Origin of the sequence: Streptacidiphilus jiangxiensis, assembly GCF_900109465.1 — a bacterium.
Classification (GTDB): Bacteria; Actinomycetota; Actinomycetes; order Streptomycetales; family Streptomycetaceae; genus Streptacidiphilus; species Streptacidiphilus jiangxiensis.
This window is the reverse complement of record NZ_FOAZ01000001.1, coordinates 512163-529518: the sequence shown is the minus strand read 5'-3', so window position 1 is coordinate 529518 and position 17356 is coordinate 512163. Positions and strand designations below refer to the sequence as shown.

11 protein-coding genes and 1 riboswitch are annotated in these 17356 nt (G+C 72.6%); of the genes, 9 read left to right on the top strand and 2 right to left on the bottom strand.

Going from position 1 to position 17356, the window contains the following annotated elements; all coding sequences use genetic code 11:
• The first annotated feature begins 99 nt into the window (after window positions 1-99).
• From BMY61_RS02345 to BMY61_RS02320, 6 genes are all read left to right on the top strand, one after another.
• On the top strand, window positions 100-6318 hold the full coding sequence (locus BMY61_RS02345) for a non-ribosomal peptide synthetase (protein WP_052439261.1): 6219 nt from the start codon (window positions 100-102) through the stop codon (window positions 6316-6318).
• Window positions 6315-6572: an acyl carrier protein gene (locus tag BMY61_RS02340; protein ID WP_042456132.1), complete on the top strand. Its 258-nt coding sequence runs from the start codon at window positions 6315-6317 to the stop codon at window positions 6570-6572. Before BMY61_RS02345 ends, BMY61_RS02340 begins: the two co-directional genes overlap by 4 nt.
• Window positions 6569-7978, top strand: a complete 1410-nt coding sequence (locus BMY61_RS02335) for a condensation domain-containing protein (protein ID WP_052439262.1) — start codon at window positions 6569-6571, stop codon at window positions 7976-7978. The genes BMY61_RS02340 and BMY61_RS02335 overlap by 4 nt, the downstream gene beginning before the upstream one ends.
• A gap of 76 nt (window positions 7979-8054) precedes the next feature.
• Entirely contained in the window at window positions 8055-8327 is a 273-nt protein-coding gene (locus BMY61_RS02330) for a DUF3311 domain-containing protein (protein WP_042456134.1), read from the top strand.
• Window positions 8324-9967, top strand: coding sequence for a monocarboxylate uptake permease MctP (gene mctP / locus BMY61_RS02325; protein WP_042456136.1), 1644 nt, complete (start codon window positions 8324-8326; stop codon window positions 9965-9967). The genes BMY61_RS02330 and mctP overlap by 4 nt, the downstream gene beginning before the upstream one ends.
• A gap of 94 nt (window positions 9968-10061) precedes the next feature.
• Entirely contained in the window at window positions 10062-10838 is a 777-nt protein-coding gene (locus tag BMY61_RS02320) for a histidine phosphatase family protein (RefSeq protein WP_161791332.1), read from the top strand.
• Window positions 10839-10856: 18 nt separating this feature from the next.
• On the opposite strand, the gene BMY61_RS02315 is transcribed toward BMY61_RS02320, so the two are convergent.
• Complete coding sequence (locus tag BMY61_RS02315) at window positions 10857-12272, bottom strand: alkaline phosphatase family protein (protein WP_052439263.1); 1416 nt, start codon at window positions 12270-12272, stop codon at window positions 10857-10859.
• Between the two features lie 62 nt (window positions 12273-12334).
• Window positions 12335-12871, bottom strand: a complete 537-nt coding sequence (locus tag BMY61_RS02310) for a hypothetical protein (protein ID WP_143094125.1) — start codon at window positions 12869-12871, stop codon at window positions 12335-12337.
• Window positions 12872-13007: 136 nt separating this feature from the next.
• Here BMY61_RS02310 and BMY61_RS02305 point away from each other — a divergent pair, with 136 nt between their 5' ends.
• The 3 genes from BMY61_RS02305 to BMY61_RS02295 all read left to right on the top strand — a co-directional run bounded on the left by BMY61_RS02305 (window position 13008) and on the right by BMY61_RS02295 (window position 17314).
• The gene (locus tag BMY61_RS02305) at window positions 13008-13523 is read left to right on the top strand and encodes a GNAT family N-acetyltransferase (RefSeq protein ID WP_042456141.1); all 516 of its coding nucleotides are present in this window, start codon (window positions 13008-13010) and stop codon (window positions 13521-13523) included.
• A gap of 96 nt (window positions 13524-13619) precedes the next feature.
• Window positions 13620-13753, top strand: a riboswitch (cobalamin riboswitch).
• 154 nt (window positions 13754-13907) lie between these two features.
• Complete coding sequence (locus BMY61_RS02300) at window positions 13908-16286, top strand: ribonucleoside-diphosphate reductase subunit alpha (protein WP_042456142.1); 2379 nt, start codon at window positions 13908-13910, stop codon at window positions 16284-16286.
• Window positions 16286-17314, top strand: coding sequence for a ribonucleotide-diphosphate reductase subunit beta (locus tag BMY61_RS02295; protein WP_042456143.1), 1029 nt, complete (start codon window positions 16286-16288; stop codon window positions 17312-17314). Before BMY61_RS02300 ends, BMY61_RS02295 begins: the two co-directional genes overlap by 1 nt.
• Window positions 17315-17356: the final 42 nt, after the last annotated feature.

Here is a 17356-nt window from a genome sequence, read left to right as displayed (position 1 = left end):
GACTGGGCGCGCGTCAGTCTGCCATCCTCCCCAGGGCTCGTCAATGCTCGTCATTTGCTCGTCAATTGCACGTCTGCGCTCGCCGATCACGGGGGATTCGTGAAGACCGGTCCGCTTTCGCCCGGCCAACAACGTCTGTGGTTCCTGCACCAGTTCGACCCCACCGACCCGTCCCACAACACCGCCTACGCCTACCGACTGCGCGGCCCCCTCGACCTGGAGCGGCTCGCGGCGGCCTTCACCCAGGTGGCGGCCCGTCACGACGCCCTGCGCACCCGCTTCGTGACCACCCCCTCGGGCGAACCGCGCGCCGTCGTCGACGAGCCCGCCCCCGTCGTGGTGGACCTGCTGACGGCCGCGTCGGCGCAGCAGGCCGAGCAGCTCGTGGCGACCCGCACCAACACCCGGTTCGACCTGGCCGCGGCAGCCCCGTTCCAGGTCACCGTGGTCCGGCTGGCCGAGGACGACCACGTGCTGTGCGTGGTGCTGCACCACATCAACGGCGACGGGTGGTCCTTCAACGTGCTGCGCGCCGAGGTTGCCGCCGCGTACGCGGGCGACGAGCCGGGCGAGCCGCCGCTCCAGTACTCCGCGGTGGCGGCCGCCGCCGCTGCCGCCACGGGAACCGGTGCGGACCTGGACTGGTGGGTCGGGCGGCTGGCCGGCGCTCCACCGCTCGAGCTGCCGACCGACCGCCCCCGCCCCGCCCGGCGCACCTCCGCGGGCGACGAGGTGCGCTTCCCGATCCCCGCCCCGCTGCTCGCCGGCGTGCGCGAGCTGGCCCGGAACACCCGCACCACCCCGTACATGGTGCTGCTGGCCGCCTACCAGGTGCTGCTCTCCCGCCACGGCGGCGGCCAGGACTTCTGCGTCGGCACTCCCGCCGCCGGACGGGACCGCCCCGAACTGGAGGGCGTCGTCGGCTTCCTGTCGACGACGATGGTGCTGCGCTGCGACCTCACCGCCGACCCCGCCTTCACCGACCTGCTGAAGGCGACCCGCACCCAGGTGCTCTCCGCGCTCACCCACCCCGACGCACCGTTCGAGCAGTTGGTCTCCCGGCTCGGCATCGACCGGGACCTCAGCCGCACCCCCCTCTACCAGGCGATGTTCGCCCTGCACACGCACGGCGACGTGGACCGGCCAGTGCCCGGTCTCGACGCGGAGCCGTTCCCGCTCGGCTGGCACCCGGCCCGCTGCGACCTGTCCCTCGACCTCTACGAGGAGCCCGGCGCGGACGACGGCGCCGACCGGCTGCTCGGTGTCCTCCTCCACAGCACCGACCTCTTCGACAAGGACACCGCGCGCCGGCTCGCCGACCGCTTCCTGTGCCTGCTCGCCGACCTCCTGACCGACCCGTCCCGGCCCGTCAGCCGGCTCGCCCTGCTGCCCGACGAGGAGCGGGCGCAGCTGGACGCCTGGAACGCGACCGACGCCGAACTGCCCCCGCTGACCCTGGTCGACCTGTTGCTCGCCCAGGCCCGGGAGACACCCGACGCCGTGGCCGTCGTCTGCGCCAACGACCCGCGCCACGGCCGACGGGAGATCGGCTACCGCGAGCTGACCGAGGCCGCCGCCGGTCTCGCCGCCGAACTGGCGGCGCGCGGCATCGGCCCCGGCTCGGTCGTCGCGGTACGCTCCTCGCGCCGCGCGGAGATGCTGGTCGCCCTGCTCGGCACGCTCTGCACCGGGGCCGCGTACCTGCCCGTCGACCCCGACTACCCGCAGGCCCGCGTCGACTACGTGATCGCCGACAGCGGCGCCGCCCTCACCCTGGACGACGCCGACCTGGACCACGTGCTCACCCCCGGCCGCCGCCGGCCGGCCACCGAGCTGCCCCGGCCCACTCCCGAGCAGCCCGCCTACGTCCTCTACACCTCCGGTTCCACCGGCAACCCCAAGGGCGTGGTCGTCGGCCACCGGGCACTCACCAACTTCCTGCTGGCGCTGCGCGCGCTGGTCGGCTCCACGGCCGAGGACCGCTGGCTCGCGCTCACCTCGCTCTCGTTCGACATCTCCGCCCTGGAGCTCTACCTGCCGCTGGTCACCGGCGGCCGCGTCGTCGTCGCCGGACGCCCGGCCGCCCTCGACGGAGCCGAACTGGCCCGGCTGGTCCGGTTCGAGGCGGTCACCCACGTCCAGGCCACGCCCTCCGGCTGGCGGGTGGCGCTCACCGGGGACCTGCCCCGGGTGACCGCGCTGACCGGCGGTGAGCCGCTGCCGCTGCGCCTGGCCCGCGAACTGCGCGCCCGGGTGGACCGGCTGGTCAACGTGTACGGGCCGACGGAGACCACGATCTGGTCCACCGCGTGGGAGATCCCCGAGGATCCGGAGCGCGTCTCCATCGGGCGGCCGATCGCCAACACCACCGTCCACGTCGTCGACGAGCGCGGCGCGCAGGTGCCGATCGGCGTCCCCGGAGAGCTGCTGATCGGCGGCGCGGGCGTCGCCGACGGCTACCTGGGCCGCCCCGAGCTCACCGCCGAGCGCTTCGTCGACCGCGCGGGCGAACGCGTCTACCGCACCGGCGACGTGGTGCGCCGGCTCGGCGACGGCACGCTGGAGTTCTTCGGCCGCACCGACAACCAGGTCAAGCTGCGCGGCCACCGCATCGAACTGGGCGAGATCGGCGCCGCGCTGGAGACCCATCCCGCGGTCCGCCAGGCCGTGGTGGGCGTCAAGGACGAGCGACTGGTCGCCTTCTACGTGCCCGCCGAGCCCTGCCTGTCCACCGAGTCCGACCAGCCCGCCGGGTCCCGCGGGTCCGCCGGATCCGGCCGACCCGCCGGGTCCGACCAGCCCGCCGCGTCCGACCAGCCCGCCGACTCCCACCCGTCGGCCGACCCGGTCGGCCCGCCGGACGGCGAGGCGCTGCACGCGTACCTCGTCACGCGGCTGCCCGCCGCCCTGGTTCCCGCCGCCTGGGTCGCGCTCCCCGCCCTGCCGTTGACGCCGAACGGCAAGGTCGACCGCAAGGCCCTCCCCTACCCCGACGCCGTCGCCCCGCGCCCGGCCGGTGGGCGCACCCCGCGCGGCGCGCGGGAGCGGTTGGTGGCCGACGTCTTCGCCGAGGTGCTGGAACTGAGCGTCGAGCAGGCCGCCCAGGTCCGGGCGGACGACGACTTCTTCGCGCTCGGCGGCCACTCGCTGCGCGCGGCCATGGTCGCGGCCCGGCTGACCGCGCTGACCGGCGCGCCCGTTCCCGTCGGCGAGCTCTTCGGCAGCCCGACCGTCGCGGCGCTCGCCGCCCGGCTGGACCGCTCCGCCACCGGAGCCGGCAACGGGGCCGACCCTGGAACCGAGCCGCGCCCGCGGCCGGAGGGAACGGCACCGCCGCTCTCCGCGAGTCAGGAGCGGCTCTGGTTCCTGCACCGCCTGGACCCGGACGACGCCGCCTACAACATGTGGCTCGTCCGCCGCCTGCGCGGCCCCCTCGACGAACAGGCGCTCCAGACCGCGCTGGACGAGGTGTCGGCCCGCCACGAGTCCCTGCGCACCCGCTACCCGGAGCGCGACGGCGCCCCGGTCGCCGTCGTCGAACCGCCCCGGCCGGTGCCGCTGGAACGTCTCGACGCGGCCGACACGGCCGCGGCCGAGCTGCTGGTCGCCGCCCGCACCAACGCGCCGTTCGACCTCGGCACCGCTCCGCCCCTGCGAGCGAGCCTGATCCGCCTGGGCGACCAGGACCACGTGCTGTGCCTGGTCCTGCACCACATCAACGGCGACGGCTGGTCGTTGAACCTGCTCCACGACGAGCTCGCCGCCCGCTACTCCGGACGGGAACTCGCCTCCCTGCCGCTCCAGTTCGGCGACATCGCGCGCTGGCAGCGGGAGCGCGACCAGAGCGCGGACCTCGCCTACTGGCAGGACCGGCTCTCCGCGCCCACCCAGCTGGACCTGCCCGTCGACCACCCGCGGGCCGCCGTACCGCGCCGACGCGGCGCGCTCGTCGAGGTACCGCTGGACCGCGCCGACGCCGAGGCGCTGCGCCGGCTCGGCCAGGAGCGCGGCTGCACCGTGTTCATGGTGCTGCTCGCCGCCTACCAGGTGCTGCTGGCCCGGCACACCGGGGCCGAGGACATCCTGGTCGGCACGGCCACCGCCGGCCGGGACCGGTTGGAGCTGGAGCCGGTCATCGGCTACCTCACCGACGTCCTGGTCCTGCGCGGGGAGCTGGCCGGCGACCCGACCGCGGCGGAACTGCTGGACCGCACCCGCGCCGACGTACTCGGCGCCTTCGCCCACCAGGGCGTCCCGTTCGAGGAGTTGGTCGCCCAGCTGCGCACCGGCCGGGACCTGGCCCGTACGCCGCTCTTCCAGACCATGGCCATCCTGCACAACCAGGGCTCCGCGCGCGCCACGGACGGCTTCGCCGGCCTGACCGCCGAGGACTTCGAACACGGCTTCCAGCAGGCCAAGTTCGAACTGATGCTGGAGGTCTGGCAGGACGAGCGGGAGCTGCTGCCCACCCTCGTCTACGACGCCGGGCTGTTCGAGCGGGAGACGATGGAGCGGCTGGCCGCCCGGTTCGCCCGCCTGCTGCGCGCCCTGCCCGGACAGGTGGAGCGTCCGCTGTCGGCCCTGCCGCTGCTCGCCGCGGACGAGAGCGCGGTGCTGTCCGGGCCGCCGTCCGGCCCGGCGCCCCGCGTGCTGGACCTGTTCGCGGCGCAGGTGCGGGAGCGCCCCGACGCCGTCGCCGTGGCGTGCGGGGACGAACGGTGGACCTACGCCCGGCTCGACGCCCGCGCCGAGGAGCTGGCCGCCGAGCTGCCGGCGGGCGGCGTGGTCGGGGTGCGGCTCGGCCGCAGCTGCGAGACGATCGCCGCCCTGCTCGCCTGCTGGCGCGCCGGCAGCGCCTACCTGCCGCTCGATCCGGCCTACCCCGAGCAGCGGTTGGACTTCATGACGCAGGACAGCGGCGCATGTGTGGTGCTGACCGCGCAGGGCCCCGTCGCGGCCGAGGGCTCCCGCCGTCACGACGGCGGCGCCTATGTCATCTACACCTCCGGATCCACCGGCGTGCCCAAGGGCGTGCTGGTCGGCCAGGAGGCCCTGGCCGCCCGGGTGGCCTGGATGCGCGAGGCGTACGGACTGGGCCCGCAGGACCGGGTGGTGCAGTTCGCCTCGCTGAGCTTCGACACCCACGCCGAGGAGATCTTCCCGGCGCTGGCGAGCGGCGCCCGGCTGGAGCTGCTGCCGGACGGGCCGGTCACCCTGACCGACCACCTCGACGGCGTCACCGTCCTGGACCTGCCCACCGCCTACTGGCACCACCTGGTGGACGAGATCGACCGGGTCGTCTGGCCCGACACGTTGCGACTGGTGATCCTGGGCGGTGAGCAGGTTCACCGGGCCGCGGTCGACCGCTGGCGGTCCCGCTTCGGTGAGCGGGTCCGGGTGGTCAACACCTACGGCCCGACGGAGGCCACCGTCATCGCCACCGCCGCCGAGCTCGTCGGCCCCGCGTCCGCGCCCGACGACGGCGCACGGCCGCCGATCGGCACCCCTCTCGCCGGCACCCGGATCGCGCTGCGCGGTCGCCACGGCGAGGACGTGCCGCCGGGCTCGCCCGGCGAGCTGTGGATCGGCGGGACCGGACTCGCCGAGGGCTACCTCGACCGCCCCGGGACCACCGCCGAACGGTTCCCGGTCGTGGCCGGCGAACGCTGGTACCGCAGCGGCGACCTGGCCCGGCTGCGGGCCGACGGGCAGCTGGAGTTCCTCGGACGCCGCGACGACCAGGTCAAGCTGCGCGGCTTCCGGATCGAGCTCGGCGAGATCGAGGCCGCCCTCGGCGGCCGCGGCGCCGTCGCCGTCCTCGGCGACACGCTCGTCGGCTACGTCGTCGGCGACCCGGAACCGGTCGCCGCCGAGCTGCGGACGCTGCTGCCCGCCCACCTGGTGCCCACGCTCTGGGTGCCGCTGGACGCGCTGCCGCTCACACCCAACGGCAAGCTGGACCGTGCCGCGCTGCCCGAACCCTCCCTGGCCCGGGAGGTGGTGGCGCCGCGCACCGACGCCGAGGCACTGGTGGCGGAGGTCTTCGCGGAGGTGCTGGGCCTCGCCGAGGTGGGCGCGTCGGACGACTTCTTCGCCCTCGGCGGCCACTCGCTGCTCGCCGTCAAGGTGATCGCCCGGCTGCGCGAGGCCACCGACATCGAACTGCCGGTGCGCGCGCTCTTCGACGCGACCACGGTGGCCGGCGTCGCGGCCGCACTGGAGGACCTGCTGCTGGCCGAGATCGGCCGGCTCACCGAGGCCGAGGCGGCGCAGCTGCTGGCCCAGGAGACGGAACGGACGGAAGGGGACGGGTCATGACCCGGAGCACGACACAGGCGGTGAAGCAGCGGATCGCCGAGCTGGTCGAGGGCTGCTCGGACGGCGCACTCGCGGTCGGCGACCTGCTGGAGGGCGACGCCACCCTGTCCGAGCGGGGCCTCACCTCGCTCGCGCGGATGCGCCTGCTCGACGCCGTCGAGGCCGAGTTCGGCGTCGAGATCACCCTCGACGAGTCGGGCTGGGCCCTCACCGACGACCTCGACGCGCTCGCCGCGCACCTGACGGCCCGATGAGCACGGCAGCGCAGGCCGCGGCGCCCGACCCTGCCGGGAGCCCGGCCACCCACGCCGCGCCGGCCCCGGCCCGGAACCCGGTCACGCAGGCCGCGCACACCGCGCCGGACGGCGTGGTCGAGTCCGTCGCCTTCGCCGCGGCCGACTCCGGCACCGGTGGGCTGACCTGGGGCCAGCGGGCCATCTGGGACGCGGTCCGCAAAACGGTGCCCGACGACCACTACTTCAACTTCGGCCGCGTCCTGCCGGTGCCGGGCCGGCGCACGGTGGCCGAGGTGCTGGAGGCCGTCGCCGGCCTGACCGCGCTGCACGGCGCGCTGCGCACCCGCCTCGACCTGTCGGGCCCGGAGCCGCGCCAACGGCTTGAGGCCGCGGGCACCCTGCCGGTCCTGGTCACCGAGGAGAACCCGGAGTCGGTGCTGGAGCGGTTGAACGCCGAACGCTTCGACTACGAGTCGCAGTGGCCGGTGCGGGTGGCACTGGTGCGGTCGGGCGACCGGGTCACCCATGTGGTCCTGGGCTTCTGCCACCTGGCGGCGGACGGACTCGGCTCCGAGATCGCCGTGCGGGACCTGCGCATGCTGCTGCTGCGTGGAGGCCGGCTCGCCCGGCCGGCCCCTCCCCGCCCGCTGGACCTGGCGGCCTGGCAGGAGTCCGCCGAGGGCCGCCGGGTCGCCCGCCGCGCCGCCGAGCTGTGGGAGGCGGTCCCCCACGGCGTGATGTTCGAGCGGGCCGTCGGCGCCGCGGAGGACCCTCCGATCTGGCGCGCCCGACTCGCCTCACCGGCCCTGGACCTCGCCTCCCGCGCCCTGGCCGCCGCGCACCGGACGTCCACCTCGACGGTGCTGCTGGCGGCGACGGCGGTGCTGGTGGCGCGCGCCACCGACCAGGACCGCTGCACCGTGCTGCCCATCGTCAACAACCGCTTCCGTCCCGACGTCTCCCGGCTCGTCAGCACCCTTTCCCAGGAAGGTGTCTTCTCGCTCGACGGGGTCGACCGCCCCCTGCCGCAGTTGCTGCGCGGCGCGGACGCGGCAGCGATGCGGGCCTACCGCAGCGCCTTCCACGACCCGCGCGACCGCGCCGAGGGCAGCTGGGTCCAACCGCTCGCCTGCTTCAACGACATGCGCTTCGCGGACCCCGGCCCCTCCTCGTACGCGCCGGCCGAGATCGAGGCGGCGCTGGCCGCGACCGAGCTGAGCTGGCCGCTTCGCCAGTCCAAGCTCAACTGCCGGTTCTGCGTCCACGTGAGCACCTCCACCACCGGCACGCTGGAGTTCTCGGTGACGGCCGACACCGGGTTCTTCTCGCGGGCCGACATCGAGCGCGGACTGACCGAGCTGGAGCGGTCACTGGTGACGGAGGCGACCGGGACCCGACAAGTTCGGTTCGAGACGATGACGTGAGCGCGGCAAAGGTCTAACCTCCCCAGATATCTGTTGATCAACAAACCGTCAACGACTCATGGGGGAGCCGTCGTTCATGTCCGAACTTCCGGAGGCCAAGCTTCCGCTGGTCACGCCCGTGCGCGTGATCTGCGCGGTGCTCCTGGCCGCACCTTTCGTCGCGTTGCTCTGGGTCGGCTCGTATTCCACGCCGACCCCGGCCTTCGTCGGGATCCCGTTCTTCTACTGGTACCAGCTCCTGTGGGTGGTCCTGTCGGCGCTGATGACCGGCGGCGCCTACGTCCTGTTCACCCGCGAGGAGAAGCAGCGCAAGGCACTGCGCGTCGCCCGTGGGGGTGATCAGGCGTGAAGACCGACTGGACGGCGCTCTCCGTCTTCATCCTCTTCTTCCTCCTGGTCACCGTGATCGGCTTCGTCGCCGCCCGGTGGCGCAGGCCCGACAACGCCGAGCACCTGGACGAATGGGGCCTCGGCGGCCGCTCCTTCGGCACCGTGATCAGCTGGTTCCTGCTCGGCGGTGACCTCTACACGGCCTACACCTTCATCGCCGTCCCGGCGCTGATCTACGGCGTGGGCGCCCAGGGCTTCTACGCCGTGCCCTACACGATCATCGCCTGGCCGCTGGTCTTCCTCTTCCTGCCCAGGCTCTGGTCCGTGGCCCGCAGCAAGGGCTACGTCACCCTCGCCGACTTCGCCCGCGGCCGCTACGGCAGCAAGAGCGTCGCGGTGGCCGTGGCGCTGACCGGCATCCTCGCGACCATGCCCTACATCGCCCTGCAACTCGTGGGCATCCAGGCGGTGCTGGACACCCTCCACGTCGGCGGCGGCAGCAGCTTCGGCAAGGACCTGCCGCTGCTCATCGCCTTCGCGGTGCTCGCGGCCTACACCTACAGCTCCGGCCTGCGCGCCCCCGCCCTGATCGCCTTCGTCAAGGACACCCTGGTCTACGTCGTCGTCCTGGTCGCGATCATCTACATCCCGATCCGGCTGGGCGGCTACGGCCACATCTTCCACGACGCGGCCACCGCCATGGCCAGGACCAACCCCGCCACGGGCAAGCCGCGCGGCTCGATGATCCCGGGCCCGCAGGCCCAGTGGTCGTACGCCACGCTCGCCCTCGGCTCGGCGATGGCGCTCTTCATGTACCCGCACTCGGCCACCGGCGTGATGGCCGCCAAGAACCGGCTCACCGTGCGGCGCAACCTCGCGGTCATGCCGGCCTACTCGCTGATGCTGGGCCTGCTCTCCCTGCTGGGTTTCATGGCGATCTCGGCCGGGGTCGGCAAGGGCGTCAAGGGCTACAACTCCCAGCTGGCCATCCCGCAGCTCTTCCAGCAGATGTTCCCGAGCTGGTTCGCGGGCGTCGCCTTCGCCGCCATCGGCATCGGCGCCCTGGTGCCCGCGGCGATCATGTCGATCGCGGCAGCCAACCTGTTCACCCGCAACATCTACAAGGACCTGCTGAAGCCGGACGCCACTCCGGCGCAGGAGACCAAGGTGGCCAAGCTGGTCTCCCTGGTGGTCAAGCTCGGCGCGCTGGGCTTCGTGCTCGGCATCGACAAGCAGTTCTCGATCAACCTCCAGCTGCTGGGCGGCATCTGGATCCTGCAGACCTTCCCGGCGATCGTCGGCGGTCTGTTCACGCGGTGGTTCCACCGCTGGGCGCTGCTCGCCGGCTGGGCGGCCGGCATGAGCTACGGCACCTGGAAGGCCTACGGAGTCGCCGCCGCCGGCAAGCCCGGCTCGCACTTCGGCGGCAGCGCCGCCAACATCCCGGTGATCGGCCAGATCGGCTACATCGGCGTCACCGCGCTGGCGCTCAACCTGGCCGTCGCGGTCGTGCTCACGCTGGTCCTGAAGGCCGTGAAGTCCCCCGAGGGCGTCGACGAGACGGTCACGGCCGACTACACGGCCGACGTCGAGGACGAAACACCGATCAGCGGCGACCCGGAGCACGGTCCGGAAGTGATCGCCCCCGTCACCACCTGATGCGCCCTTAGAACGGGCCGCCCGCTCCCGCACACTGGGACGGCGGCCCGTTCGCACTTCCGCGGCGGGTCAGTCGATCTCCCCAGGGGGCGACGTGGCACTGACCGACCAGGCACCGACCGAGCGCGACGCGGGCGCCCTGCGCACCGCGCCCCGGCGGCTCTTCCCCGCCCTGCCCGGCCCGTTGTCGCTGACCGCCGTCCGCCACGGCCAGAGCACGGCCAACGCCGCCTTCCACGAGGCCGAGGCCGTGGGCGCCCTGGACGTGGGCATCAGCTGCCGCGACGCCGACCTCTCGCTGACCTCGCTCGGCCGCGAGGAGGCCCGCGCGCTGGGCCGCTGGCTCGCCACCCGCAGCGGCGACGGCCTGCCGCACAGCCTCTGGGTCTCCCCCTACCTGCGCACCCAGGAGACCGCCGCCCTCGTCGTCGAGGAGCTCGACCGGGCGGGCCTGCCCCTGCCCGAGCTCTGCACCGACGAGCGACTGCGCGACCGGGAGCTCGGCCTGCTGGAGATGCTCACCTCCGCCGCGATCGAACTGCGCCACCCCGAGGAGGCCGCACGTCGCCGCCTGCTGGGCGAGCTGCGCTGGCGGCCCCCCGGCGGCGAGTCCTACTCCGACGTCGCCCTGCGCGTGCGCAGCGCCCTGCGCGACCTGTACGAGGCGGAGCCCGACCGCCGGGTCCTGGTCGTCGCCCACGACGCGGTGGTGATGCTGCTGCGACACGTCATCGACGACCTCCAGGAGGGTGAACTCACCGACCTCGCCCGCGGCGGCGCGGTCGCCAACACCTCGGTGACCCGCTGGGTCCGCGACGCGAAGGGCGCTCTGACGCTGGACTGCTGGAACATCCGGCCGCACCTGGCCTGAGGAGCCTCGGGGCCGGCGTCAGTGCAGGTCGGTGGGCGGGTTCACGGGCAGGATCAGCGGCGGCCTGGGCTTCTGCGTGAAGTCGAAGTCCGAGCTCAGATCGCCGAGCTGCGAGGCGCTCTCACGCACGTCCGGGCGCGGGTCCGGGCGGCCGTCCGTGGCCGGGTCGAGGCGCTGGCCGTGCAGGAAGTCGTCCTCGATGAACTTGTCGAAGGCGTCGAAGGAGAGGGTCTGGTGGTCGACGTACCCCTGCCGCGCGTAGGGGCTGATCACCAGGCCCGGCACCCGCAGTCCGTAGCCGTTGGCGTCCACCGACGGCGGGGTCACGTGGTCGTAGAACCCGCCCCAGTCGTCCCAGGTGAGGAAGATCGCCGTGGAGTCCCAGTCGGGGCCCTTCATGATCGTGTCGATCAGGTTCGTCGTGTACGACTCCCCCGCGCTGACCAGGCCCGGCGGGTGCTCGCTGACCTGACCGGCCGGGGAGATCCACGAGACCGCCGGGAGCGTGCCCGCCTTCGCCGCCTTGGTGAAGGCGTCCAGGGACTGGATGTTCGCCTCCTGGTGGTCGGCCTTCACGGTGTCGAAGTACGGCAGCGGATTCCAGATCCCGGGGGTCTTCGCGTTCTGCTTCACCGGGGAGCAGGTCAGCGCCGTGGCGTCCTCGCAGTCCGGCTCGGAGCCGGTCATCACGTAGTAGCCCCAGGAGACGGCGTCCTTGTGCAGGAGGTAGGTCAGGTCGGTCCACGCGTAGATCGGCGGCCCGGCCGGCTGTGCGGTCTTCCTGCGCCCCGCCGCCTTGAAGTCCGGCGGCAGGCCGGGGTTCTGCAGGGCGTTGGTGCAGCTGGACGGGTTGTCGTGCTGCGTGCAGTACGCCGACCACTCCGAGACCATGAACAGATGCGCGGGCAGCGACCAGGACGCGTTCGGCTCGAACATGTGGTCCTGCAGCACGTAGTTCTTGGCGTAGGCCCAGTAGTTCGGGATGTCGGACCCGTCGTGGTACCCCATGACGTCGCTGGTCGCCGTGCCGGTGCTGCAGGCCGGGTTGTTCGGGTCGGTACACGCCTTCCTCGCGCCCTCGGCCTGGCCGACGAACCCGTTCATGGCGCCGCTGTTCACATCGGCGGTCGCGTTCACGGCGCCGTGCGGACCGCCGGTGTTCCGGTCGTTGGTGTCGTGAAACGGCTTCACACAGCCGCCGTGTGCCGGATCGGGTACACAGACCCCGGCCGGGATCCCGTCCGCGCCGGGGTAGGTGCCGAAGTAGGAGTCGAAGGAGCGGTTCTCCTGCATGATCACGACGACGTGCTTGATCGTGTGGATGCCGCCCGCACCGCCCGCACCCCCGGAGGCGGTCGAGGTCGATCCCCCTGTGCATGCGGCGGTGAGCGCCGCCGCCGCTGTGAACACGCCGAACTTGCCGATGCGTCGCATCGCATTCCCTCCGTGCCGGTCGGTCGGGACGCTCCGCACGGTAGGGGCCGGCTTTGTGGAATCTATGTGCTCCGGTGCGCGACGACGCGGAAGTAGGCCGGGTCGGTGACCCCGACCGGCCAGGACACCGTCGTCCCCTTGCTCTGCAACGGCGCGTAGGCGACCGCCAGCGACAGCCATTCACCCCGTGGGGCGCTGCGGGCCAGCCGCATCCGGACGGTGAGCGTCACCGTCCCGCCCGGCTGCAGCCGCAGGCCGCCGGCTGGCCCGACGGCACCGGCCAGCTCGCCCAGCGCCGCATTCAGCGCCACCGGCCGCCAACGCCCGCCGAGTCGCGTCTCCAGCCCGACCGCGCCGGCACGGAGCGTCCGGTTGCGCGCACCGTAGACGAGCACCGGGCTGAGCTGCGCGCAGACCGCGCGGGTGCGGTTGTGCAGCGTCATCCGCAGCTGCGACCACGACCCTCCGGCCCTGTACGCCGTGCGGACGCCGCTCAGGGTCACCGCCACCGGGTTGGTTCTGGAAGCTCCGGCGCAGGCGGGCCTGGGCACCGGGCCGGAGGCCGCCGCCGCGGCGGGGAGGGCGATCGTCCCGGTCACGCATATCGCGGCGACCGTGAGGAGGACTCCGTTGCGTCGCAAGTTCATCACTCAACGACCATGGCACGTCACCCTCCGTCGCGCCTTCCGGCGACCCCCGGTCGGGGTTCTCTGAGGCGTCAGGCACACTGCGGGTATGAGCATCGTCGTCCGCACTGCCCGGCCCACCGAATTCGACGCCGCAGGCCACCTCGTCGCCGAAGCCTTCATCAGCGACGGCCACACCGAGCGCGACGGCGACTACGCCAAGCTGCTGCGCGACCCCCGGGACCGGGCCGAGAAGGCGGAGTTGCTCGTGGCCGTCGACGAGACGAACGGGCTGGTGCTCGGCTCGGTCACCTTCGCGCCGCCCGGCTCGCCCTACGCCGACCTCGCCCAGGGTCGCGAGGGCGAGTTCCGGATGCTGGCCGTCTCCCCGGATCCGGCGGCCCGCGGACGCGGCGTCGGCGAGCTGATGGTGCGGGCCGTCATCGCCCGCGCCCGGGAGCTGGAACTGCCGCGCGTCGTCATGTCCTCGCAGCAGCGGATGACCTACGCCCACCGGATCTACGAGCGCCTCGGCTTCGTCCGCACCCCCGAACGCGACTGGTCCCCGATCCCCGGCGTGGACCTTTTCACCTACGCGCTGGAGCTGGACGACTCGCCTGCGTGAGGCTCCCAGGTGGACCCGCGTAGTCGAACGGCCACTCGATCGAGGTAACCCACGACACAACATCTGGTGCTGCACGCCGCGCGCGCCCCTAGATGTATGCTCATGCTCGCTGTCGACGCAGGGGAACCCGGTTCGAATCCGGGGCTGCCCCGCAACGGTGAGCGGCTGGCACGGCCTGCAACAGACGGCCTGCCGCGAGTCCGAGGACCTGCCGACAGCGCGCCCCGGCCTGCCCGGCCGCGGGCGCTGCAACGCCGGGCCTCGTGGGTGGGCCGACGGGTTGGCTTCACGCTGCCCTGCTTCCGCCTGCCTTCTCACGCGGTCCGACTGAGCACCCGAGCACCACCCTCAGCCACCGGCCGCCAACGAGGAGCGAGCGCGTACATGACGGACACCGCCGTCCCCACCCTGCCCCAGCCCGCACGGGAGTCCGCCCACGGATCCGACGCGGGAGGAGGGGACGCCCCCGGCACCGCTCTGCTGGTCACGCTGACCGAGCGCTCCGTCGACCTGCCCGCCGTCGACCCCGGCCGCGTCGCCGCCGCCGCCCTGCGCGGCCGCAGCGCCAAGGCCGACTACGCCGAGCTGCGGGGCCTCGCCATGGAGGCCGCCGCCGCGCTCATCGCCGAGGACCCGCAGTACTCGCGCCTCGCCGCGCGCCTGCTGGCCGAGGAGGTCCGCGAGGAGGCCGCCGGCCAGGGCGCCACCTGCTTCGCCGCCGCCGTGGCCGTCGGCCACCGCGAGGGCCTGATCGGCGACGCCACCGCCGCCTTCGTCGCCGCCCACGCCGACGCCCTCGACGCCGTCGTCGACCCGCACGGCGACGACCGCTTCGAGTACTTCGGCCTGCGCACCGTCTACTCCCGCTACCTGCTGCGCCACCCGATCACCCGTCAGGTCATCGAGACCCCGCAGCAGTTCATGCTGCGCGTGGCGTGCGGCCTGGAGGTCGGCGGCGACGCCGCGTCGGTGGCCGAGGTCGCCGAGCTGTACCGGCTGATGAGCCGCCTGGACTACCTGCCCAGCTCCCCGACGCTGTTCAACTCCGGCACCCGGCACCCGCAGATGTCCTCCTGCTACCTGCTGGACTCGCCGCTCGACGAGCTGGACTCGATCTACAACCGCTACGCGCAGATCGCCCGCCTGTCCAAGCACGCCGGCGGCATCGGCCTGTCCTACTCGCGGGTCCGCTCCCGCGGCTCGCTGATCCGCGGCACCAACGGCCAGTCCAACGGCATCGTCCCGTTCCTGCGCACCCTCGACGCCTCCGTCGCCGCCGTCAACCAGGGCGGCCGCCGCAAGGGCGCGGCCTGCGTCTACCTGGAGACCTGGCACGGGGACATCGAGGAGTTCCTGGAGCTGCGCGACAACACCGGTGAGGAGGCGCGCCGCACCCACAACCTAAACCTGGCGCACTGGATCCCGGACGAGTTCATGCGTCGCGTCGACGCCGACACCGAGTGGTCGCTCTTCTCCCCCGGCGACGTGCCCGAGCTGGTCGACCTGTGGGGCGCCGAGTTCGACGCCGCCTACGTGAAGGCGGAGGCGGCGGGCAAGGCCGTCCGCACCATCCCGGCCCGCACGCTCTACGCCCGGATGATGCGCACCCTCGCGCAGACCGGCAACGGCTGGATGACCTTCAAGGACGCCTCCAACCGCGCCGCCAACCAGACCGCGCTGCCCGGCCGCACGGTCCACTCCTCCAACCTGTGCACCGAGATCCTCGAGGTCACCGACGACTCCGAGACGGCCGTCTGCAACCTCGGCTCGGTCAACCTCGGCGCGTTCGTGGGCGAGGACGGTTCGATCGACTGGGAGCGTCTGGACGCGACCGTCCGCACCGCGGTGACCTTCCTGGACCGGGTCATCGACATCAACTTCTACCCGACCCCCGAGGCCGGGACGTCCAACTCCCGCTGGCGCCCGGTGGGCCTGGGCATGATGGGCCTGCAGGACGTCTTCTTCAAGCTGCGCCTGGACTTCGACTCCGCCGAGGCCAAGGCGCTCTCGACGAAGATCTCCGAGCGGATCATGCTGGCCGCCTACGAGACCAGCTGCGACCTGGCCGAGCGGCTCGGCCGCCACGAGGCCTACGCGGAGACCCGCGCCGCGCGCGGCCAGCTGCACATCGACCACTTCTCGGTGACGACGCAGTGGCCGGAGCGCTGGGACGCGCTGCGCGCTCGCATCGCCACCACCGGCCTGCGCAACGCGCTGCTGCTCGCCGTCGCCCCGACCGCGACCATCGCGTCCATCGCCGGCGTCTACGAGTGCATCGAGCCGCAGGTCTCCAACCTCTTCAAGCGCGAGACGCTGTCGGGTGAGTTCCTCCAGGTCAACCCGTACCTGGTGGCCGACCTGAAGCAGCTCGGCCTGTGGAACGCGATCACCCGTGAGGAGCTGCGCGAGGGCAACGGCTCCGCCCAGGAGATCACCGACCTGCCGGAGGAGTACAAGCGCCTCTACCGCACCGCCTGGGAGCTCCCTCAGCGCGCGCTGATCGACCTGGCCGCGGCCCGTATGCCGTACCTGGACCAGAGCCAGTCGCTGAACCTCTTCATGGCCGCGCCCACCATCGGCAAGCTCAGCTCGATGTACGCGTACGCCTGGAAGGTCGGCCTGAAGACCACGTACTACCTGCGCTCGCGCCCGGCGACCCGGATCGCCCGCGCGGCCACCACCGCCACCACCCAGGTCGTGGCGGAGGCGGACGCCGTCGCCTGCTCCCTGGAGAACCCCGAGTCCTGCGAGGCCTGCCAGTAATGAGCACCCCTGCCGAGAACAAGAACAAGAAGAACATCCTGGACCCGGGCTTCGAGCTGACGCTCCGTCCGATGCGGTACCCGGACTTCTACGAGCACTACCGCAACGCCATCAAGAACACCTGGACCGTGGAGGAGGTCGACCTCCACTCCGACGTCGCGGACCTGGCCAAGCTCAGCGAGGGCGAGCGCCACATGATCGGCCGTCTGGTCGCGTTCTTCGCGACCGGCGACTCGATCGTCTCCAACAACCTGGTGCTGACCCTCTACAAGCACATCAACTCCCCGGAGGCGCGCCTGTACCTGTCGCGCCAGCTCTTCGAGGAGGCCGTGCACGTCCAGTTCTACCTGACCCTGCTGGACACCTACCTCCCCGACCCGGAGGACCGCGCGGCGGCGTTCGACGCGGTGGAGAGCATCCCCTCCATCCGCGAGAAGGCCCAGTTCTGCTTCCGCTGGATGGACAGTGTCGAGAAGATCGACGCACTGGAGTCCAAGGAGGACCGCCGGCGCTTCCTGCTCAACCTGATCTGCTTCGCGGCGTGCATCGAGGGCCTGTTCTTCTACGGCGCCTTCGCCTACGTGTACTGGTTCCGCTCGCGCGGCCTGCTGCACGGCCTGGCCACCGGCACCAACTGGGTCTTCCGCGACGAGTCCATGCACATGGACTTCGCCTTCAACGTCGTCGACACCGTCCGGGCCGAGGAGCCCGACCTGTTCGACGAGGAGCTCGGCAAGCGGGTGACCGCCATGCTGGAGGAGGCCGTCGAAGCCGAGCTGCAGTTCGCCCGCGACCTGTGCGGCGAGGGCCTGCCCGGCATGAACACCGAGTCCATGCGCCAGTACCTGGAGTGCGTCGCCGACCAGCGCCTGGCGCGCCTGGGCCTGCCGATCCGCTACGGATCGGAGAACCCGTTCGCGTTCATGGAGCTCCAGAACGTGCAGGAGCTGACCAACTTCTTCGAGCGCCGGGTCTCCGCGTACCAGATCGCCGTCGAGGGATCCGTCTCCTTCGACGACGACTTCTAGGACATCCAGGAACTCCTGGGAACGCCGAAGGGGCGCGCTCAC

Excerpts from the sequence above, each read along its gene's own strand:
- BMY61_RS02315 (WP_052439263.1), bottom strand. The coding sequence starts at position 12,272 with ATGCGACGCATCGGCAAGTTCGGCGTGTTCACAGCGGCGGCGGCGCTC.
- BMY61_RS02305 (WP_042456141.1), top strand. The coding sequence starts at position 13,008 with ATGAGCATCGTCGTCCGCACTGCCCGGCCCACCGAATTCGACGCCGCA.
- BMY61_RS02335 (WP_052439262.1), top strand. The coding sequence starts at position 6,569 with ATGAGCACGGCAGCGCAGGCCGCGGCGCCCGACCCTGCCGGGAGCCCG.
- BMY61_RS02300 (WP_042456142.1), top strand. The coding sequence starts at position 13,908 with ATGACGGACACCGCCGTCCCCACCCTGCCCCAGCCCGCACGGGAGTCC.
- BMY61_RS02295 (WP_042456143.1), top strand. The coding sequence starts at position 16,286 with ATGAGCACCCCTGCCGAGAACAAGAACAAGAAGAACATCCTGGACCCG.
- BMY61_RS02330 (WP_042456134.1), top strand. The coding sequence starts at position 8,055 with ATGTCCGAACTTCCGGAGGCCAAGCTTCCGCTGGTCACGCCCGTGCGC.
- BMY61_RS02340 (WP_042456132.1), top strand. The coding sequence starts at position 6,315 with ATGACCCGGAGCACGACACAGGCGGTGAAGCAGCGGATCGCCGAGCTG.